This window comes from Roseateles asaccharophilus (assembly GCF_031458115.1).
Lineage (GTDB): Bacteria > Pseudomonadota > Gammaproteobacteria > Burkholderiales > Burkholderiaceae_C > Pelomonas > Pelomonas asaccharophilus_A.
Genome location: NZ_JAVDXV010000003.1, coordinates 46579 through 65557, shown reverse-complemented (window position 1 = coordinate 65557; position 18979 = coordinate 46579). Strand labels below are relative to the sequence as shown.

Annotated in this window: 15 protein-coding genes and 1 riboswitch; of the genes, 9 read left to right on the top strand and 6 right to left on the bottom strand. The window is 68.7% G+C overall.

Translation table 11 applies throughout. The features are described from left to right. Positions 1-4: 4 nt before the first annotated feature. Positions 5-541, bottom strand: coding sequence for a peptide deformylase (gene def, locus J2X21_RS08715; protein ID WP_310327373.1), 537 nt, complete (start codon positions 539-541; stop codon positions 5-7). Between the two features lie 127 nt (positions 542-668). On the opposite strand from def, the gene J2X21_RS08710 reads away from it, so the two are divergent. From J2X21_RS08710 to J2X21_RS08700, 3 genes are all read left to right on the top strand, one after another. Beyond that, the gene (locus tag J2X21_RS08710; RefSeq protein ID WP_310327370.1) at positions 669-1826 is read left to right on the top strand and encodes a LysM peptidoglycan-binding domain-containing protein; all 1158 of its coding nucleotides are present in this window, start codon (positions 669-671) and stop codon (positions 1824-1826) included. Beyond that, a complete protein-coding gene (dprA, locus tag J2X21_RS08705; protein WP_310327368.1) occupies positions 1826-2911 on the top strand; it encodes a DNA-processing protein DprA in 1086 nt (361 codons plus the stop codon). The genes J2X21_RS08710 and dprA overlap by 1 nt, the downstream gene beginning before the upstream one ends. A gap of 86 nt (positions 2912-2997) precedes the next feature. Continuing rightward, positions 2998-3450, top strand: a complete 453-nt coding sequence (locus J2X21_RS08700; protein WP_310327366.1) for a Smg family protein — start codon at positions 2998-3000, stop codon at positions 3448-3450. A 102-nt stretch (positions 3451-3552) separates the two neighbouring features. Here the strand turns inward: J2X21_RS08700 and J2X21_RS08695 are convergent, their stop codons facing one another. From J2X21_RS08695 to yajC, 4 genes are read right to left on the bottom strand one after another with little or no spacing between them, the layout of a single operon-like run. Then, positions 3553-5994: a DUF1631 family protein gene (locus J2X21_RS08695; RefSeq protein ID WP_310327365.1), complete on the bottom strand. Its 2442-nt coding sequence runs from the start codon at positions 5992-5994 to the stop codon at positions 3553-3555. A gap of 45 nt (positions 5995-6039) precedes the next feature. After that, on the bottom strand, positions 6040-7074 hold the full coding sequence (gene secF / locus J2X21_RS08690) for a protein translocase subunit SecF (RefSeq protein WP_310327364.1): 1035 nt from the start codon (positions 7072-7074) through the stop codon (positions 6040-6042). A 12-nt stretch (positions 7075-7086) separates the two neighbouring features. Beyond that, positions 7087-8985, bottom strand: coding sequence for a protein translocase subunit SecD (secD, locus tag J2X21_RS08685; protein ID WP_310327361.1), 1899 nt, complete (start codon positions 8983-8985; stop codon positions 7087-7089). Positions 8986-9028: 43 nt separating this feature from the next. Then, a complete protein-coding gene (gene yajC / locus J2X21_RS08680) occupies positions 9029-9352 on the bottom strand; it encodes a preprotein translocase subunit YajC (protein ID WP_310327359.1) in 324 nt (107 codons plus the stop codon). Positions 9353-9508: 156 nt separating this feature from the next. On the opposite strand from yajC, the gene J2X21_RS08675 reads away from it, so the two are divergent. Both J2X21_RS08675 and J2X21_RS08670 read left to right on the top strand, forming a co-directional pair. After that, the gene (locus J2X21_RS08675) at positions 9509-11263 is read left to right on the top strand and encodes a diguanylate cyclase domain-containing protein (RefSeq protein WP_310327357.1); all 1755 of its coding nucleotides are present in this window, start codon (positions 9509-9511) and stop codon (positions 11261-11263) included. Continuing rightward, a complete protein-coding gene (locus tag J2X21_RS08670; RefSeq protein WP_310327355.1) occupies positions 11247-12338 on the top strand; it encodes a DNA glycosylase AlkZ-like family protein in 1092 nt (363 codons plus the stop codon). The genes J2X21_RS08675 and J2X21_RS08670 overlap by 17 nt, the downstream gene beginning before the upstream one ends. On the opposite strand, the gene J2X21_RS08665 is transcribed toward J2X21_RS08670, so the two are convergent. After that, positions 12328-13314 carry an aldo/keto reductase gene (locus J2X21_RS08665; protein ID WP_310327353.1) on the bottom strand — a complete coding sequence of 329 codons (987 nt, stop codon included), beginning with the start codon at positions 13312-13314 and terminating at the stop codon, positions 12328-12330. The two genes, J2X21_RS08670 and J2X21_RS08665, sit on opposite strands and share 11 nt — an antisense overlap. 81 nt (positions 13315-13395) lie before the next feature. Beyond that, positions 13396-13473, top strand: a riboswitch (S-adenosyl-L-homocysteine riboswitch). Between the two features lie 75 nt (positions 13474-13548). Here J2X21_RS08665 and ahcY point away from each other — a divergent pair. The 4 genes from ahcY to J2X21_RS08645 all read left to right on the top strand — a co-directional run bounded on the left by ahcY (position 13549) and on the right by J2X21_RS08645 (position 18962). After that, positions 13549-14964 (top strand): adenosylhomocysteinase, encoded by a 1416-nt coding sequence (gene ahcY, locus J2X21_RS08660; protein ID WP_310327350.1) that lies wholly within the window; start codon positions 13549-13551, stop codon positions 14962-14964. A gap of 7 nt (positions 14965-14971) precedes the next feature. Continuing rightward, on the top strand, positions 14972-15718 hold the full coding sequence (locus J2X21_RS08655) for a TlyA family RNA methyltransferase (protein ID WP_310327347.1): 747 nt from the start codon (positions 14972-14974) through the stop codon (positions 15716-15718). Continuing rightward, on the top strand, positions 15715-16551 hold the full coding sequence (gene metF / locus J2X21_RS08650; protein WP_310327345.1) for a methylenetetrahydrofolate reductase [NAD(P)H]: 837 nt from the start codon (positions 15715-15717) through the stop codon (positions 16549-16551). Before J2X21_RS08655 ends, metF begins: the two co-directional genes overlap by 4 nt. A gap of 83 nt (positions 16552-16634) precedes the next feature. Further along, a complete protein-coding gene (locus J2X21_RS08645) occupies positions 16635-18962 on the top strand; it encodes a TonB-dependent receptor plug domain-containing protein (RefSeq protein ID WP_310327342.1) in 2328 nt (775 codons plus the stop codon). Positions 18963-18979 lie beyond the last annotated feature (17 nt).

The window sequence follows — 18979 nt, the reverse complement described above, 5'->3', positions numbered from 1 at the left end:
GTCGTTACAGCCGTTGCTGGCGGCGCTTGGCTTCCGCCTCGTCTTCGCGCTGCTTCTTGACCAGCTTGGTCTTGATGCGGTCGCGCTTCAGCGGGCTCAGGTATTCGACGAACACCTTGCCCAGCAGGTGATCCAGCTCGTGCTGCACGCACACGGCCAGCAGGCCGTCGGCGTCGAATTCATAGACCTCGCCGTCGCGGTTGGTCGCACGCACGGTGACCTCGGCATGGCGCGGCACCTTGTCGTAGATGGTGGGCACCGAGAGGCAGCCCTCCTCGCCGTCCACCATGCGATCGCTCTTCTTGATGATCTCGGGGTTGATCAGCACGCGCGGCGTGTCGCGCTCCTGCGAGGTGTCGATGACGACGACGCGCTCGTGCACGTCCACCTGCGTGGCGGCCAGGCCCACGCCGTCGGCGGCATACATCGTCTCCAGCATGTCGTCGACGAGCTGGCGGATGCGGGCGTCCACCTCGGCCACGGGCTTGGCAACGGTATGCAGGCGCGGGTCGGGGAAGCGGAGGATGTTGAGCTGGGCCATGAGTTGTGGGGCCGCGGCCACGGCGGGTGCTTTGTAAGCACTCGCAAGCGGAAGCCGGCCGGGTTGAATGCGGGCAGAATCACCCGGATTTTCGCCGATCCGGCAATCCCTTCGGAGACCGCGCCCGATGCCCGCTGCCCGCCCCGCCCACTTTGTTGCGGCCTGCCTGACCCTTGCGCTGACCTCGGCCTGGGCGCAGACCAGTTCGCTGCCCATCACGGCCGACCAGCGCCGCGTGGCCGAACAGGTCGCCAGCGCCGGCGTGCCGCTGTCCGAACTGGCGCCCAACGCGCCGGACAGCCACACCGTGAAGGCCGGCGACACGCTGTGGGACATCTCGGGCCTGTTCCTGAAGAGCCCGTGGCGCTGGCCCGAGCTGTGGGGCATGAACCGCGACCAGATCCGCAACCCGCACCTGATCTATCCGGGGCAGGTGCTGGTGCTGGTCAAATCAGACGGCCGCGCGCGGCTGCAGTTCGGCCAGCGCGTGGGCGGCGGCCCCGGCGACACCGTCAAGCTGAGCCCGCAGATGCGCATCTCGGCGCTGGATGGCAACCCCATCCCCACCATCCCGCTGCACCTGATCCAGCCCTTCCTGACCGACGCGGTCGTGTTCGACACCAATGTGCTGGCCACGGCGCCGCGCATCGTCGCCGCCCAGGAGGGCCATGTGCTGATGGGCCGCGGCGACCTGGCCTATGCGCGCGGCGATTTCGCCGGCGCGACGGACTTCCGCATCTTCCGCAACGCCCGCGAGCTGCGCGACCCGGCGACCAAGGAAATCCTGGGCTACGAAGCGCCCTATGTCGGCACGGCCGACCTGATCCGCGCCGGCGAGGACCGCAAGTCCGCGGATGGCAAGACCACCGAGATCGTGCCAGCCACGCTGCAGATCAAGCTGGCCCGGCAGGAAGTGGGCGTCGGCGACCGGCTGGCGCCGGCACCGCAGCGCAACCTGGACCGCTATGTGCCGCACGCGCCCGACCGCGCCATGGCGGGTCAAGTCGTGTCCATCTACGGCGAAGCGCTGAACGCGGGCCAGAACCAGATCGTCGCGCTGAACCGCGGCAAGCGCGATGGCGTGGAGCGCGGCCACGTGTTCGCTCTGTGGCGCGACGGCGAGCGCGTCACCGACAAGACCGGCAACCGGCCCGAGGCCATCAAGCTGCCCGACGAGCGCCACGGCGTGCTGTTCGTCTTCGAGGTCTACGAGCGCGTGTCCTACGCGTTGATCATTTCGGTCAAAGAACCGGTCAAACCGGGCGATCGCTTCACCCAACCCTGATGGCCCCGGCCGAGCTGGCCGCCTGGCTGCGGCTGACGGAAAGCGTCGGCCCCGGTGCCGCAAGGCGCCTGCTGGCCATGGCCGGCAGCGCCGAAGCGGTGTTCGAATTACCGGCCGCCGCGCTGAACCAGGCGCTGCCGCCCCAGCAGCGGGACGCCTTCAAGCAGCCGTCCGAGCACCTCACCGGGCTGATCGAGCAGGCCGGCACTTGGCTGGCACAACCCGGCCACGCGCTGCTGACGTTGGGCGATCCCGGCTACCCACCGCAGCTGCTGGCCACGGCCGACCCGCCGCTGCTGCTGTGGCTGCAGGGCCGGCGCGAGCTGCTGGCGACGCCGTCGCTGGCCGTCGTGGGCAGCCGCAATCCCACCGCGCAAGGCGCCGACAACGCCCGCGCCTTCTCGCGCGCTCTGGCACGGGAGGGCTACACCATCGTGTCCGGCCTGGCGCTGGGTGTGGACGCCGCCGCCCACGAGGGCGCGCTGGACGCATCGGGCGCCACCATTGCCGTTGTCGGCACGGGGCTTGATCAGGTCTACCCGCGCCGCAATGCCGGGCTGGCGGCCCGGCTGCTGGCCGGCGGCGGGCTCATCGTCAGCGAGTACGCGCTGGGCATGCCGGTGCTGCCGGCCAATTTTCCCAAGCGCAACCGCATCATTGCCGGGCTGAGCCAGGGCTGCCTGGTGGTGGAAGCGGCGCTGCAGTCGGGCTCGCTGATCACGGCCCGGCTGGCCACGGAGGCCGGCCGCGAGGTGTTCGCCATTCCCGGCTCCATCCATTCGCCGCAAGCGCGCGGCTGCCATGCGCTGATACGCCAGGGGGCCAAGCTGGTCGAGTCGGCCGAGGACGTGCTGGAGGAGCTGTCGGGCCAGCCGGCCCCGGCCGCGCCCGAGATCCCCGAGACACCGCACGAGCAGCAGGCGCTGCTGGACGCGATGGGCTTCGATCCGGTCAGCCTGGACGCCTTGATGGCCCGCAGCGGCTGGCCCGCGGCCGAGCTGAGCGCGGCGCTGCTGGAGCTGGAACTGGACGGCCAGGTCGCCCGTTTGGCGGGCCAGCTGTACCAACGACGCAGACAGGGCTGACGAGCTTAACCGCGGATATCAGAGCCCGATCCAAGGGGTTATTCGCAGCCGGCCGCGCCGAAACGCTGGGCTATCATCCCCTCACGATGTTCGATGTCCTGGTTTATCTCTACGAGACCTACTGGCGCCCGGACGCCTGCCCCGACCATGCGCAGCTGACGCGCAAGCTCTCGGCGGTGGGCTTCGAGACCGACGAGATCCAGGAAGCCTTGAGCTGGCTGGACGGTCTGGCCGCCGCAGGTGACGCCTATCACGGCGAGCAGAGCGAGCATGCCATGCGCGTCTATTCCGGCGCCGAGATGGAGCACCTGGGCGAAGCGTCCATCAGCTTCATCAGCTTCCTCGAATCCGCCGGCGTGCTGCCCGGCGCCATGCGCGAAATGGTCATCGACCGCGCGATGGCCATCGGCGGCAACCCGATGGACCTGGAAGACCTGAAGATCATCGTGCTGATGGTGTTCTGGAGCCTGGGCGAGGAACCCGACGCGCTGATCCTGGACGAGTTGTTCGTCGCACCGGAAGAGCGGTTGATCCACTGATCCCGCCACAGCGAAAGAAAAACGGCGCCCCTGGCGCCGTTTTCAATTCCTGAGTCAGTTGGAGTCAGAGCAGTGCGCTGCGCGCCCAGGTCTGACCCGCAATCACTTCAGCAGTTGCTCTGGATCCGCGTCCAGCTTGGCCAGCGCCTTGCGCGTGGCCTGCACGGTCAGTGCCTCGTCCTGGGCCGGCAGCAGCAGGCCGGCCTGCAGGAAGGCGGCCATGCGGTTCAGCGAGAACAGCACACCGCGACCCTTGGGCGTGACGAACAGCGCCAGCTGCTTGCGCAGGCCGCGCCAGGCCAGCTGCACCTGCTCGTTGCGACCGCGGTAGTCCAGCATGAACCAGCCGCCCACCTGCAGCTCGCGGGCCCAGGCCACCATGGCCGGCGTGGGCGCCGAGCCGCCTTCGGCGACGACTTCCATGCCTTCGGATTCGTGGCCGGACAGGTCGCGCACCAGCATCTCGTCGACATGGCTGTCGCCCTCGATGTCTTCGGGCAGCATGGCCTCCAGCGTTTCCAGCTGGTCCATCAGCTCGTCCAGGCGCTCGCGCGGGATGGCGGCCGTCTTGGCCGTGAAGGCCGCGGCCAGCGCGTTGTTCAGCTGGCGCACGTGCTCATCCTGCTTCTCGATGGGCAGGCCGGCGTGGCTCATGCCATCGCGCAAGGTCTTCAGCAGCGGCGGCAGGCGGCGGATGACCTCGGCGCGCTCCTCGCGAGATGACTTCGCGCTGGCGCTCCAGATCAGGTCGGCGGCCGCGCGCTTCATGGACTTGGTGACGTCGGCCTGCGCGCCGGAACGCACGGCGGTCACGGCCAGCACGTCGGCCCAGACATGGAACAGGAAGTCGCGCACGCCATCCTGCACCGGCACCTCGGACAGCATCTTGCGCAGCTCGATGGTGTACTGGATGGCCAGCGTCTCGCGCTGCTCGACCTGCTGGGCCAGCGACACGCCGCGCTTGGACGCCTGGTTCTCGTTCTCGAAGTAGTGATCCAGGAACTTCTCGAACTCGGTCAGCACGGTGGCAAACACGCGTCGGCCGGTGTCGGGATAGGCCTCGACGACCTGCACGATGCGCTTGATCTCGCGCTCCAGTGCATCGCTGCTGGCGCGCTCGGCGCCGGGGCTGCTGGCCTGGGCCGTGTTGAAGCCCATCACGCAGGCGCCCATGCGGTCGATGAGGCGGCGCGCCGGATGGTCGGCCGCTGCGAAGAAGTCGGGCTCGCTGACGGCGACGCGCAGCACCGGCATCTGCAGCCGCGCGAACCAGACCCGCACCGTGGCCGGGATGCGCTCCTCGGTCAGGATGCTCTGGAACATCATCGCGACGATCTCGATGGTGGCGCGCTCCGCCGGCGTGCTGGCGGCCTGCTTCAGGACCTGCTTGAAGGCCTGGTTGCGGGCGCCGATCTCCTCCAGCGCCCGCGGCGCGCTGTGCCCGCCGGTGTCGCTGGGTGCCGCACCCGGCGCGGCCGCGCGGCGTTGTAGCGATTCCTGTGCATGCTTGATGGCGCCCATCAGCCGCGGCGACGGCGCCGAGGCCACCCCGGCAGCGACCGGCGCATCGGCCAGCGACGGCTTGGCGGCGCCATGGCCGGCTGGGGCGCCCTCGCCGCCCATGCCCGCGAGGCTGGGCCGGCCCGCGCCGGGTCGCGCCGGCACCTGGCTGTGCGTGACCGGGAAGCCGGGCACGTTGCGCGCCAGCACGCGCTGCAACTGGGCCATGACCTCGTCGGCCTGCGTCGTGGCGCGGCTGCGTGGCAGGTCCCCGTTGCCCGACGGCACGGTCAATGGCGCCAGGCCGGACGCGGGGGCAGGCGCCGGCGCCGCGGGCGGCACGGCGGGCACGCCCCCCACGGCGGCGGCGGCCGCAGCGGCGGCCTGCGCGGTGCGGCGGATGAAGGGGCGCAGGTCCACCTCCGGCAGCACCTTCTGCGCGATCAGCCAGCGGTTGGTCTCGTGGTAGGCCTCGCTGATGAGCTGGGCGAACTCTTCGTGCAGCTCGTGGTGCAGCAACTGCCAGATGTTGGCGTCCAGGCCCACGCGGCTCCAGGCGTCCAGCGCGATGCGGGCGACGACATGGGCGCGCAGCAGATCCAGCGCGTCGAGGTCGTCATGCGCCTCCAGCGCCTGCATGCGGGTGCGCAGGTCGGTGAACTCCCAGGTGGCGCGATCCATCATGACCAGCGCCAGGCGCGAACTGGTGATCTCGCGCTCGATGGTCTGGTCGTCCACCAGGCTCATCTTCTGGGACTGGGCCGGCACCGTGGGCTCATGCTCACGGCCGCTGTCCGACACGCCATGCTGGGCCGCGTGGCGCAGCGCGCCGACGACGGCCATCTGCCAGTTGGGGCCCAGCTTCTGCCAGGCCTGCACCGCATCGCGCCGCGCCTGCATGACGGCATGCGCCGCGCCCTGCGACAGCAATTGCACGGCGCCCTGCCCCACCGCCGCACCTAGCGGCGTCATCCCACGCACCAGGGCCTCGAGATAGACGCGCCGTGCCTGGGTGGCCAGGGCCTGGTTGCGGGCGGCGCTCATGGGGAAGGGATGGCTGGGCGTCGGGAGTTGCGGGCTGCAGTCACTCTACACGACGGCCCCGGCATTCGGGTCGTTCGGATCGTCACGATTCGCTGCGGCCTTGACCAGATCCTCGCGCTTCACGCCCAGCCACATCGCGATGGCGGCGGCCACGAAGACGGACGAGTAGATGCCGAACAGGATGCCGATGGTCAGCGCGACGGCGAAGTAATGCAGCGTGGGGCCGCCGAACAGCAGCATGGACAGCACCACCAGCTGCGTGGAGCCGTGGGTGATGATGGTGCGGCTGATCGTCGACGTGATCGCGTGGTCGATGACCTCGTGCGTGTTCAGCTTGCGGAACTTGCGGAAGGCCTCGCGCACCCGGTCGAAGATGACGACCGACTCGTTCACCGAGTAGCCCAGCACCGCCAGGATGGCCGCCAGCACCGCCAGCGAGAACTCCCACTGGAAGAAGGCGAAGAAGCCCAGGATGATGACCACGTCGTGCAGGTTGGCGATGATGCCGGCGACCGCGAACTTCCATTCGAAACGGATGGCCAGGTAGATCATGATGCCGATGACGGTCATGCCCAGCGCCTTGGCGGCGTCCAGCGCCAGCTCGGCGCCCACCGCGGGGCCGACGACCTCGGAGCGCGACAGCTTGACGGGCTCGACACCACCGGCCTTGGCGCAGGCCTGCTTGCTGACCTGCTCGCCCTGGGCCGTGACCTCCTGGTGCTCGCTGACCGTGCCGGACTCGGCCTTGCACAACTCGGTGAAGACCTTGCCGACCACTTCGGTCTGCTTCTCGCCGGGGCGAACCGGCAGGCGGATCATCACGTCGCGCGACGAACCGAAGTTCGTCACCTGCACCTCGCCGTAGCCCATCTTCTCGATGATGTGGCGGGTCTTGTCGATCTCGGCCGCCTGCGGGTAGGCCACTTCGATGACCGTGCCGCCGGTGAACTCGATGGAGAAGTGCAGGCCGCGCGTGACCAGGAAGAACACGGCGGCGGCGAAGGTGAGGAAGCTGACGACGTTGAGGATCAACGCGTGCTTCATGAACGGGATGTCCCGTTTGATGCGGAAGAGTTCCATGGTGTGCTGTCCTCAGGCCTTGGCGGCGTCGTCGGTCGCTTCGGCGGCGGGCTGCTGGTCGGCCTGGGGCCTCCAGACCTGGCCGATGGACACGCTCTTGAGCTTCTTCTGGCGGCCGTACCAGAGGTTCACGAGGCCGCGCGAGAACACGACGGACGAGAACATCGACGTCAGGATGCCCAGGCAGTGCACGACGGCGAAGCCCTTGATGGGGCCGGAGCCGAAGATCAGCAGCGCCAGGCCGCAGATCAGCGTCGTCACGTTGGAGTCCAGGATGGTGTCCCAGGCGTGCTTGTAGCCGAGGTTGATGGCCTGCTGCGGCGCCGCGCCGTTGCGCAACTCCTCGCGCACGCGCTCGTTGATCAGCACGTTGGAGTCGATGGCCATGCCCAGTGCCAGCGCCATGGCGGCGATGCCGGGCAGGCTCAGCGTGGCCTGCATCATCGACAGCACGGCCATCAGCAGCAGCAGGTTGAAGCCCAGCGCCAGCGACGAGAACACGCCGAACAGCATGTAGTACACGCACATGAACACGGCGACGGCGACAAAGCCCCAGGTCACGCTGGCGATGCCCTTGTCGATGTTTTCCTTGCCCAGGCTGGGGCCGATGGTGCGCGATTCGATGATTTCCATCGGCGCGGCCAGCGAACCGGCGCGCAGCACCAGCGCGGTGTCGGCGGCCTCCTGCGTGGTCATCGAGCCCGAGATGTAGAAGCGATTGCTGATCTCGGAATTGATGGTCGGCGCGGTGACAACCTCGCCCTTGCCCTTCTCGAAGATCAGGATGGCCATGCGCTTGCCGACGTTCTCGCGCGAGACCTCCTTCATGATGCGGCCGCCCTTGGCGTCCATCGTCAGGTGCACGGCGGGCTGCTGCTTGTCGTCGAAGCCGGTCTGCGCGTCGCTGAGGTTGTCACCGGTCACCAGAACCTGGCGCTTGACGATGATGGGGCCGAAGCTGCGGTCCATGTAGCGCTCGGTGCCGAATGGCACGGGGCCGTTGCCCTTCAGCGCTTCCTGTGCCTCGGCGCTGTCGTCCACCATGCGCAACTCCAGCGTGGCGGTGCGGCCGATCAGCTTCTCGGCACGGGCCGAGTCCTGCACGCCGGGCAGTTGCACGATGACACGGTCGGAACCTTGCTGCTGGATGACCGGCTCGGACACTCCCAGTTCGTTGACGCGGTTGTGCAGCGTCGTGATGTTCTGCTTGATGGCCGCGTCCTGCACCGCGGTCTGGGCCTTGGGCGACAGGCTGCCCACCAGGCGCAGTTCGCTGCCCTCGCCCTGCGGCGTCCAGACGATGTCGGGCTGCGTATCCTTCAACACGACCAGCGCCGCATCGCGCAGCGCCGCCTCGCGGAAGGCGATCAGCACCGTGTTGCCGTCGCGGGAGACACCGGCATGGCGGATGTTCTTCTCGCGCAGCGCGGAGCGCACGTCGCCCGTCAGCGATTCGGCCTTCTTGGTCAGGGCCGCCTTCATGTCGACCTGCATCAGGAAGTGCACGCCGCCACGCAGGTCCAGGCCCAGGTACATCGGGTTGGCATGCAGGGCCGACAGCCACTGCGGCGACCGCGACAGCAGGTTCAGCGCGACGATGTAGGACGGATCGGCCGGGTCGGCATTCAGTGCCTTGCTGATGACGTCCTTGGCCTTGATCTGCGTGTCGGTGTCACCGAAGCGGGCCTTGACCGAGGAGCCGTCGAACTGGACGAAGTCCGGCTTGACGCCGGCCTGCTCCAGCGCGGCCTCGATGCGCGACGACAACGCCGCGTCGACCTTGACGGTGACCTTGGCGCTGGACACCTGCACCGCCGGCGCTTCGCCGAAGAAGTTGGGCAGGGTGTAGAGCGTGCCGATCAGCAGCGCGACGAGCAGGATCGCGTACTTCCAGAGCGGATAACGGTTCATGAGACTTCCTTGTCAGCGCCGCCCGACATGGCGGCTGACCGGCTTACTTCAAGCTGCCCTTAGGGAGAACCTGGGTGATGGCGCTGCGCTGGATCTGCAGTTCGACGCCGGTGGACACCTCGAGGTGGATGAAGTTGTCGCCCAGCTTGCTGATCTTGCCGACGATGCCGCCGGCCGTGACGACCTCGTCGCCCTTGGCGACCGCCTCGATCATCGCTTTGTGCTCCTTCTGGCGCTTCATCTGCGGCCGGATCATGACGAAATAGAGCACCACGAACATCAGCACCAGCGGCAGCATGCCGAGGAGACCGGATTCGGGAGAGGCGGCGGCCGTGGTGGCTTGGGCGTAGGCGTTGGAGATGAACACGTGGGTTTCCTGGCAGTGAAGCGCGGCTGACGCCGCCGCAAAGCAACCTTGAATTCTAGTGCCGGGCGGTAACCGTCCCCGCCGATGCCCTGAAGGACCTGCATGGCGGGCCGCCGCGCTGCTAACCTGTGTCGCCCGCCCTGCCCGGAGCTTCCCTTGCACAAACGGCTGACCGACCGCCTGAGCCTGCGCCGCCTGCTGACCCTGCCCTATGCGGTGCTGGTGCTGGCCCTGGTGCTGCTGATGGGCGCGCTGTCCTGGCGTGCCGGCCGCGACACGGTGGACACGCTGTCCGCCCAACTGCTGGTGGAAGCGGTGCAGCGCGTGGCCGGCACGCTGGAGCGCCAGGTGGGCGGCGCCGACAACGTGCTGGAGGCCGCCTTCCCCACCGGCCGCCAGACGCCGATCGACCTGCAGGCCGACATGGCCACGCTGCGTGAGCGCTTCTGGCTGGCCACCTCCATCCACCGCGACCCGAACAACTACGTCTACTACGGCGACCGCCGGGGTCATTTCATGGGCCTGTGGCGGTTCTCCGAACAGGAGGCCGAGCTACGGCTGCGCACCAGCGACACCGGCCCGCGCACCATCCACCGGATCAGCGGCATCGACGGCCCGCTGCGCTCACCGGTCGTCGAGGACAAGGTGTTCGAGCCGCGCGAGCGGCCCTGGTACCAGTCCGCGATGGCCACGCCTGCGCCGCTGGCCTGGACGCCGGTGTACGTCGACTTCAAGACGCAAGACCTCATCGTCACGCGCACCAAGCGCCTGGGCAACGATGCCGGCGAACCTGAAGGCGTGGGCGCCACCGACCTGCCGCTGAAGCAGCTCAACGCGCTGCTGGGGCGGCTGGCGCTCAGCGAGAACGCGGTTGCCATGGTGGTGGAAGGCGACGGGCGGCTGGTGGGCGTGTCGCGCGGCGCGCACCTGAAGGCCGGCGGCACCGGCGGCCACGAGCGGCTGAACGCGCGCCAGAGCCCCGACACGCTGGTGGCCCAGACCTTCGAGGCTGTGGCGGGCCGCGGCAGCGCCGAGGCCCAAGGCCTGGGCACGGCCCCACAGACCTTCAGCTTCACCGGCCCCGACGGCCATGCCGTGCAGGTAGGTTATGTGCGCCTGGCACCGGCGCTGGGGCTGGACTGGCTGGTCATCGCCGCCGTGCCGCGTGCTGACTACCTGGCCGGCGTGCAGCGCGGCTTCATGCAGGCCGCCGCCATCGCCGGCGTTGCCACGGTCGTCGCGCTGGCGCTGGGCTGGGCGGTGCTGGGCATCGTCACGCGCGAGCTGCGCCAGCTCGCGGAAGCCGCCCGGCGCGTCGGCGACGGCGTGCTGGACGAGCCGCCCGAGGTGCACCGCAACGACGAGCTGGGCGAACTGGCACGCAGCTTCGCCGACATGCAGCGCCGGCTGCTGACCGACCAGCTGACCGGCCTGTCCAACCGCAGCGCCATCCTGCGCCGCATCGAGGACCGCATCCTGCAGCAGCGCCGCCGCGGCGACCGCTGGCCGTTCGCCGTCGTGTTCATCGACTTCCATCGCTTCGGCGACATCAACGACCGCTTCGGCCATGCCATCGGCGATACCGTGCTGAAGGAGATCGGCCAGCGCCTGCGCACCGGCGTGCGCATCGGCGACATCGTGTCGCGCTACGCGGGCGACGAGTTCGTGCTGCTGCTGGAATCCGTCGAAAGCCGCGCCGACGCCGAGGCCGCCCGCGCCCACCTGGAGCGCACCATGGCCCAGCCGCTGCAATGCCTGGCCGACATCGCGCCCGATCACCCGCTGGGCGCCAGCTTCGGCATCGCCCTCTACCCCGACGACGGCCAGGACACCGAGACGCTGCTCAAGCACGCCGACGCCGACATGTACGCCCGCAAGCAGGCCACCGCTCCCGATGCCGACCCGTCTTAATCTCGACACGCTGCGCCGCCACGCCGTCGCGCGCAGCCTCTTCACGCCGACCACGCTGCCCAAGGCGATAGAGAAGCTGGGCGGCTTCGTGCAGGCCGACCCGCTGCGCGCCCCGGCGCGCGCGCAGGACCTGACGCTGCGCCACCGCGTGAAGGGCTACAAGGCCGGCGATCTGGAGCGCCGCTACCCGCGGCTGGACCTGCAGGAAGACTTCTTCATCAACTACGGCTTCGTCACGCCGCAGCTGCGCGCGCTGATGCACCCGCGCACGGCACGCCGCGTCTGGGACAAGCCTCGCTGGAAGCTGGCCGATGCGGTGCTGGCCGAAGTGGGCCGCCTGGGCGACGCCCACCCGGCCGACGTCGACGCCGCCTTGGGCCACGGGCCAGTGAAGAACTGGTTCGGCGGCAACAGCCGGCTGTCCACCGAACTGCTGGACGGCCTGCACTACCGCGGCCGGCTGGACGTCGCGCGGCGCGACAGCGGCACGCGCGTCTACCGGCTCGCACCCGAGTGGCAGGCCCACCCCGACCCGCAGGCCGCGATGGACGCGATGGCCGACGTACTGGTGCAAAAGTACGCGCCGCTGCCGGCGGGCAGTCTGTCGACGCTGATCAGCATGCTCTTCAACGCCGCCCACCAGTGGCAGGAGCTGCGCCGCCCCACCTTCGCACGCGCCAAGGAGCGGCTGGCCCATGCCCGCGTGGACGGCACGGACTGGTACTGGCCTGCGGACGAAGACCCGACGCGCGGCTGGCGCATCCCGGGCCAGGTGCGGCTGCTGGCGCCTTTCGACCCCGTCGTCTGGGACCGCCGCCGTTTCGAGCTGCTGTGGGGCTGGGCCTACCGCTTCGAGGCCTACACGCCGGCCGCCAAACGCGTGCGCGGCCACTACGCGCTGCCTCTGCTGTGGCGCGACCAGGTCATAGGCTGGGCCAACGCCAGCGTGAAGGGAGGCGCGCTGAAGGTGGATTGCGGCTATGTCAGCGGCAAAGCGCCGCGGGAGGCGGGCTACAAGGCGGCGCTGGACGAGGAGCTCCAGCGCCTCGCCGAATTCCTCGACGTCAGGCGTTGACCAACGCCATGCCCTGATCCGGGTAGCGCAGACCCGCGATGGGATGCGCCGCCACCAGCGCGGCGATACGGTCGCGGCGGCCGGCGTCCAGCCGGATGTGGGCCGCCTGCGTGTTCTCTTCCAGCCGCGCGATGCTGCGCGTGCCGGGAATGGGAATGACGTCGTCGCCCTGATCCAGCAGCCAGGCCAGCGCGAGCTGCGCCGGCGTGTAGCTCCACTCGGCCGCCAGCGCGACCAGCGCATCGGCCAGCGCGAGGTTGGCGTCGAGGTTGCCAGCCTGGAAGCGCGGATGCACGCGGCGGCGGTCGTTGTCGGCGAGTTGGGCGGCCGAGCGGATCGCACCGGTCAGGAAGCCGCGGCCCAGCGGGCTGTAGGGCACCAGCGCGATGCCCAGCTCGCGACAGGTGGGCAGGACCTCGGCCTCCACGTCGCGGCTCCACAGCGAGTACTCGGTCTGCACCGCCGCGATGGGATGCACGGCGTGCGCCCGGCGGATCGTCTCGGCCGACGCCTCGGACAACCCCAGGTGGCCCACCTTGCCGGCCTTCACCAGTTCGGCCATCGCGCCGACAGTGTCCTCGATGGGCACGTTGCGGTCGACGCGGTGCTGGTAGTACAGGTCGATGTGGTCCACGCCCAGGCGCTGCAGGCTGGCGTCGCAGGCCTCGCGCACATAGGCCGGGCTGCCGGCGATGCCCAGCACCGTGCCGTCGGCGGCGCGCACATGGCCAAACTTGGTGGCCAGGAACACGTCCTTGCGGCGCTGCGCCAGCAGCAGGCCCAGCAGGCGCTCGTTGGCGCCGCTGCCGTACATGTCGGCGGTGTCGAGGAAGTCGACGCCGAGATCCAGCGCCCGGTGCATGACGCCCAGTGACTGCGCGTCGTCGGCCGGGCCGTAGAACTCGGACATGCCCATGCAGCCCAGACCCAGCGCCGAGACCTCGGGGCCAGTCGAGCCCAGGCGGCGGCGGGGCATTTCGTTCGGTGAAACGGGATTTGTCATCGATGACCTCTCTGTTCGCATCATCGCCCCAAGCGCAAAGCCCTAGAATGCGCAGCTTCCGAGGAGCGTTGCAACCTCAACTCCTTTTGAGGCCAGGCTCGGAACCATCCCCTGCAACTGCGCTCACCCGCTGGCCAACCGTGCCTGGGTGAAGACAACTCTCCCCTTGCACGTCCCCAGCGGCTTCATTCGCTTGAAGGAGCCCGCATGACCGCCGCCGTCAAACACATCGTCAAGGACCTCTCGCTGGCCGACTGGGGTCGCAAGGAAATCAAGATCGCCGAGCACGAGATGCCGGCGCTGATGGCCATCCGCAAGGAGTACGCCGCGTCGCAGCCGCTGAAGGGCGCGCGCGTCACCGGCTCGCTGCACATGACCATCCAGACGGCCGTGCTGGTCGAGACGCTGCAGGCGCTGGGCGCCGAAGTGCGCTGGGCCTCGTGCAACATCTTCTCGACGCAGGACCACGCCGCCGCCGCGCTGGCCGCCGTCGGCACGCCCGTGTTCGCCTACAAGGGCGAGACGCTGGAAGACTACTGGGACTACACCCACCGCATCTTCGAATTCGCCGGCAAGGGCGAGGCCGGCGAAGGCCCCAACATGATCCTGGACGACGGCGGCGACGCGACGCTGCTGATGCACCTGGGCCAGAAGGCCGAGAAGGATCTGTCCGTGCTGGCCAACCCGGGCAGCGAGGAAGAACGCATCCTGTTCGCGGCCATCAAGAAGAAGGTTGCCGAAGACGCCACCTGGTACACCCGCAAGAGCGCCGAGATCATCGGCGTGACCGAAGAGACCACCACGGGCGTGCATCGCCTGAAGGAAATGTCGGACAAGGGCACGCTGCTGTTCCGCGCCATCAACGTCAACGACTCGGTCACCAAGAGCAAGTTCGACAACCTGTACGGCTGCCGCGAATCGCTGGTGGACGGCATCAAGCGCGCCACCGACGTGATGGTGGCCGGCAAGATCGCCGTCGTGGCCGGCTACGGCGACGTGGGCAAGGGCTCGGCCCAGGCGCTGCGCGCGCTGTCGGCCCAGGTGTGGGTCACCGAGATCGACCCGATCTGCGCGCTGCAGGCCGCGATGGAAGGCTACCGCGTCGTGACGATGGAATACGCCGCCGACAAGGCCGACATCTTCGTGACGACGACCGGCAACAAGAACGTCATCCGCCACGAGCACATGGCCGCGATGAAGAACAACGCCATCGTCAGCAACATCGGCCACTTCGACAACGAGATCGACGTCGCGTCGCTCGAGAAGTACGAGTGGGAAGAGATCAAGCCGCAGGTCGACCACGTGATCTTCCCGGATGGCAAGCGCATCATCCTGCTGGCCAAGGGCCGCCTGGTGAACCTGGGCTGCGGCACGGGCCACCCGAGCTACGTGATGAGCTCGTCCTTCGCCAACCAGACCATCGCCCAGATCGAGCTGTACGCGCACAAGGACAACTACGCCGTGGGCCAGGTCTATGTGCTGCCCAAGCACCTGGACGAAAAGGTCGCCCGCCTGCAGCTGACCACGCTGAACGCGCAGCTGACCGAGCTGACCGACGAGCAGGCCGCCTACATCGGCGTGAACAAGGCCGGCCCGTACAAGCCGGACACCTACCGCTACTAAGCCCTCGATGCGCGCTGACCAGCTCCTCGTTGCCCAAGGCCTGGCGCCCACGCGCTCGGTCGCGCAGCGGCTCATCAGCAACGGCGCGGCCGAGTGGGCATCGCCCACCGGCTGGGCCGTTGTGAAGAAGGCCGGCGAGGATCTGCCCGAGACCGCGCAGTTGCGCGTCACCGACGACGCGGAGCTGCGCTACGTGTCGCGCGGCGGGCTCAAGCTGGAAGGCGCGCTGAAGCGCACCGGCTTCGACGTGTCCAGCCACACCGTGCTGGATGTGGGCCAGAGCACGGGCGGCTTCACCGACTGCCTGCTGGCCCACGGCGCCCGCCACGTGGTGGGCGTGGACGTGGGCCACGAGCAACTGCACCCGCGACTGCAGGCCGACGTGCGCGTGACGGCGCTGGAAGGCGTGCACGTGCGCGAGCTGGACGTGCTGCGCCAGCACGTGCCGACGGGGGGCTTCACGCTCATCGTCGGCGACCTGAGTTTCATCTCCATGATCGGCAGCCTCCCGGAGTTGCTGCCGTGGCTGGAAGTGCACGGCCACCTGCTCGTGCTCATCAAGCCGCAGTTCGAACTGGGGCCACAAGCCCTGGGCAAGGGCGGGCTCGTCAAGGACGAGGCCGACTACCCGCGACTGGAAGCCCGCGTGCGCCTGGCCTGTACGGCCCTGGGCCTCAAGGTGCTGGACTACTTCGACAGCCCCATCACCGGCGGTGATGGCAATCGCGAATTCTTCTTGTGGGCCTCCCGATGAGCACCCCTGTCAGTTTCGAATTTTTCCCTCCCAACACACCGGTCGGCGTCGAAAAGCTCAAGACCGTCGTGCAGGAACTGGGCGCGCTGTCGCCGCAGTACTTCAGCGTCACCTACGGCGCCGGCGGCTCCACGCGCGACAAGACGCTGGCGGCCGTGATGGACATTGCCGGCGCCGGCTTCGAAGCCGCACCGCACCTGTCCTGCGTGGGCTCCACGCGCGAGAACATCGCCGAGATCCTGGCCACTTACCGCGCGCAGAACATCCACCGCGTCGTCGCGCTGCGCGGCGACCTGCCCAGCGGCACGGCCACGGCCGGCGAGTTCCGCTACGCGTCGGAGCTGGTCAGCTTCATCCGTGAGACCCAGGGCAAGGACTGGCACATCGAGGTGGCCGCCTACCCCGAGACCCATCCGCAGCAGCGCTACGCGGCGCGCGACCTGCAGCACTTCGCCGACAAGATGCGCGCCGGCGCCGACGGCGCGATCACGCAGTTCTTCTTCAACGCCGACGCGTACTTCCACTTCGTCGACGAGGCGCGCAAGCTGGGCGTCACCCAGCCCATCGTGCCGGGCATCATGCCCTTCCACAACTACGGCCGCATCGCGCAGTTCGCGCAGCGCGACAGCATCGACATCCCGCGCTGGGTGCAGATGAAGATGGAAGGCTTCATGGACGACGCGGCAAGCATCCGCGCGTTCGGCCTGGACGTGGTCACCGGGCTGTGCGAACGCCTCATCGCGGGCGGCGCGCCGGGCATCCACTTCTACACGCTGAACCAGTCGGCGCTGACGCTGGAGCTGTGCAAGCGGCTGGGCCTGGGCCGCCCGTAAAGATCGGTAAAAGCAAGGTCGCGCTCATGTAAATGAGCGCTTTACGTGAACAGGCGTAACGGCGAGTCCGCAGAATTCGCGCCATGAGCCGTCTCCACCTTGCGCCGGCCGCGTTGTTTGCCTGCGCCCTCAGCAGCCTCAGCACGGCCCAGACCCCACCCGCCACACCGCCCGCGCCCGCCGAGCCGGGCAAGGCACCGGCCGCCGCTGCAGCGCCCGCTTCCGCGCCTGCGGCCGGCAACAGCGGCAACCGCCTGGACCGCGTGGAGGTCAGCAGCGGCCCGACCGCCAACAGCCGCCGCCGCAACAGCACGGCCAGCAAGATCGTCATCGAGCGCGAGGACCTGGAGAAGTACGGCGACGTCGTGCTGGGCGACGTGCTGCGCCGGCTGCCGGGTGTCACCCTCGGCGGACGCCCCGGCCGCGGTGGCGACATCCGCATGCGCGGCATGGCCGGCACGCGGATCACCATCGACGACGAATCTCCACCGCCCGGCTTCGCGGTGGAAGACCTGCCGCCCGACCAGATCGAGCGCATCGAGATCTACCGCGCGCCCACCGCCGCCACCGGCACGCGCTCCAACGCCGGCACCATCAACATCGTGCTGCGCGAACCGCTGCAGAAGTCCAACCACGAGGTGCGCGTGGGCCTGGGCTGGGACCGCAACGAGCCCCAGTTCGATGCCAGCTGGACGCGTAACCTGAAAGGGGGCGGCCCCAACGGCGACGAGTTCGTCGGCGCCATCTCCACCAACGCCGCCGTCCGCCGCTTCTTCAACAACGTCGATTCGGGCAACCGCATCACCGACACCGAAACCGGCCAGGTCGTCGAGCAGAACACGCAACTCGGCACCAGCGAGAACCAGAACACCAGCGTCAACGGCAATGGCCGCCTGCGCTGGAAGTACAGCGACACGCTGAGCTTCAACGTCAACCCCTTCTTCGTTTTCTCGCAGAACGAGGGCAGCAACCAGTTCAATTCGGAAGGCACGCGCTTTCGCGACGTGCACGGCGACAACGACGCCCGCAACCACAGCCTGCGCCTGAGCCTGTCGGCCGACTACCGGCCCAAGATGGGCGAGAGCTTCACCGTTCGCATGGGCGCCGGTACGTCCAAGAACACGCGCAACAGCCAGCGCCGCGACACGATGAGCATCGGCGGCGTCACCACGGAGCGCCTGCAGCAGGACCACAACGCCGTCGAGGAAGACCAGGCCAGCCTCAGCGGCCGCTGGAACCTGAAGACCGCACAGGAGCATCAGTGGGTCAGCGGCCTGGAGACCGAGCGCAGCCAGCGCACGCAGGTGGCCGACACGCTGGTCAACGGCGCCCCGCTGCCGGGCCTGGCGCGCTTCGGCAACACGCTGTCCACGCGCAACGAGCGTTTCGCGGCCTTCACGCAGGATGAGTGGAGCCCCAACAAGCAGTGGGCGCTCTACGCCGGCATCCGCTACGAACGCATAGCGACCACGGCCGCCGCGTCGGGCGCACTGCCCGAGACGCGCAACGTCTCGCAGGTCACCTCGCCGCTGTTCCACATCCTGTGGAAGCCCGAGGCCTTTCCGAAGGACCAGGTGCGCCTGGGGCTGACGCGCAGCTACCGCCCGCCCAACCTCAACAACCTGGTGGCCCGGCCCGTCATCAACACCACCTACCCCGAAGGCCCCAACTACCAGACCCACGCCGACCGCGCCGGCAACCCCGACCTCAAGCCCGAGCTGTCCACCAACGTGGACCTCAGCCTGGAGCACTGGCTGCCCACCGGCGGCATCATTTCCGGCACCGCCTTCTGGAAGGACATCAACAACCTGAGCCGCAACCAGGTGATGCTGGAGACGGTCAGCTGGGACACCGCCCAGCGCTGGGTCAGCCGCCCGCGCAACATGGGCACGGCCCGCATGATGGGGCTGGAGTTCGAGTTCAAGGCCCGCATGGACGAGCTCTGGGAAGACGCGCCGGCCGAACTGCAGATGATGCTGCTGCGCTTCAACGCGGCCGTGTTCAAGAACAAGGTGCAAGGGTTTCCGGGCAACAGCAACCGCGTCGGCGACCAGCCGCGCGGCAGCTTCAACTTGGGGCTAGACCACCGCTGGAAGGCCTGGGGCCTGAACTTCGGCAGCGGGTTCAACATGAACTACGTGCCCGCTACCCGCGAGCAGGTCACCGAGACACTGCGCCGCGACATCACGGCCCGCCGCCAGTTCGACGCCTATCTGTCCTGGAGCAGTGGCGCCGTGCGCGACGGCATCAACTGGCGCCTGTCCATGGCCAACCTGATGCCGCGCGACGCCGAGGACCGCTCCGAGGGCATCAGCATCAACAGCGTCACGCAGCACGAGTACCTGACGGAGAGCTGGTCGCGCAACAAGACCTTCCGCGTCATTTCCCTGCGCGCCGACATGCGGTTCTGATCGTTGAAGAAAATGCG

What these genes read in the sequence shown, in the direction of transcription:
- def (WP_310327373.1), bottom strand. Translation starts at nt 541, where the DNA reads ATGGCCCAGCTCAACATCCTCCGCTTCCCCGACCCGCGCCTGCATACC.
- J2X21_RS08710 (WP_310327370.1), top strand. Translation starts at nt 669, where the DNA reads ATGCCCGCTGCCCGCCCCGCCCACTTTGTTGCGGCCTGCCTGACCCTT.
- dprA (WP_310327368.1), top strand. Translation starts at nt 1,826, where the DNA reads ATGGCCCCGGCCGAGCTGGCCGCCTGGCTGCGGCTGACGGAAAGCGTC.
- J2X21_RS08700 (WP_310327366.1), top strand. Translation starts at nt 2,998, where the DNA reads ATGTTCGATGTCCTGGTTTATCTCTACGAGACCTACTGGCGCCCGGAC.
- J2X21_RS08695 (WP_310327365.1), bottom strand. Translation starts at nt 5,994, where the DNA reads ATGAGCGCCGCCCGCAACCAGGCCCTGGCCACCCAGGCACGGCGCGTC.
- secF (WP_310327364.1), bottom strand. Translation starts at nt 7,074, where the DNA reads ATGGAACTCTTCCGCATCAAACGGGACATCCCGTTCATGAAGCACGCG.
- secD (WP_310327361.1), bottom strand. Translation starts at nt 8,985, where the DNA reads ATGAACCGTTATCCGCTCTGGAAGTACGCGATCCTGCTCGTCGCGCTG.
- J2X21_RS08670 (WP_310327355.1), top strand. Translation starts at nt 11,247, where the DNA reads ATGCCGACCCGTCTTAATCTCGACACGCTGCGCCGCCACGCCGTCGCG.
- J2X21_RS08665 (WP_310327353.1), bottom strand. Translation starts at nt 13,314, where the DNA reads ATGCCCCGCCGCCGCCTGGGCTCGACTGGCCCCGAGGTCTCGGCGCTG.
- ahcY (WP_310327350.1), top strand. Translation starts at nt 13,549, where the DNA reads ATGACCGCCGCCGTCAAACACATCGTCAAGGACCTCTCGCTGGCCGAC.
- J2X21_RS08655 (WP_310327347.1), top strand. Translation starts at nt 14,972, where the DNA reads ATGCGCGCTGACCAGCTCCTCGTTGCCCAAGGCCTGGCGCCCACGCGC.
- metF (WP_310327345.1), top strand. Translation starts at nt 15,715, where the DNA reads ATGAGCACCCCTGTCAGTTTCGAATTTTTCCCTCCCAACACACCGGTC.
- J2X21_RS08645 (WP_310327342.1), top strand. Translation starts at nt 16,635, where the DNA reads ATGAGCCGTCTCCACCTTGCGCCGGCCGCGTTGTTTGCCTGCGCCCTC.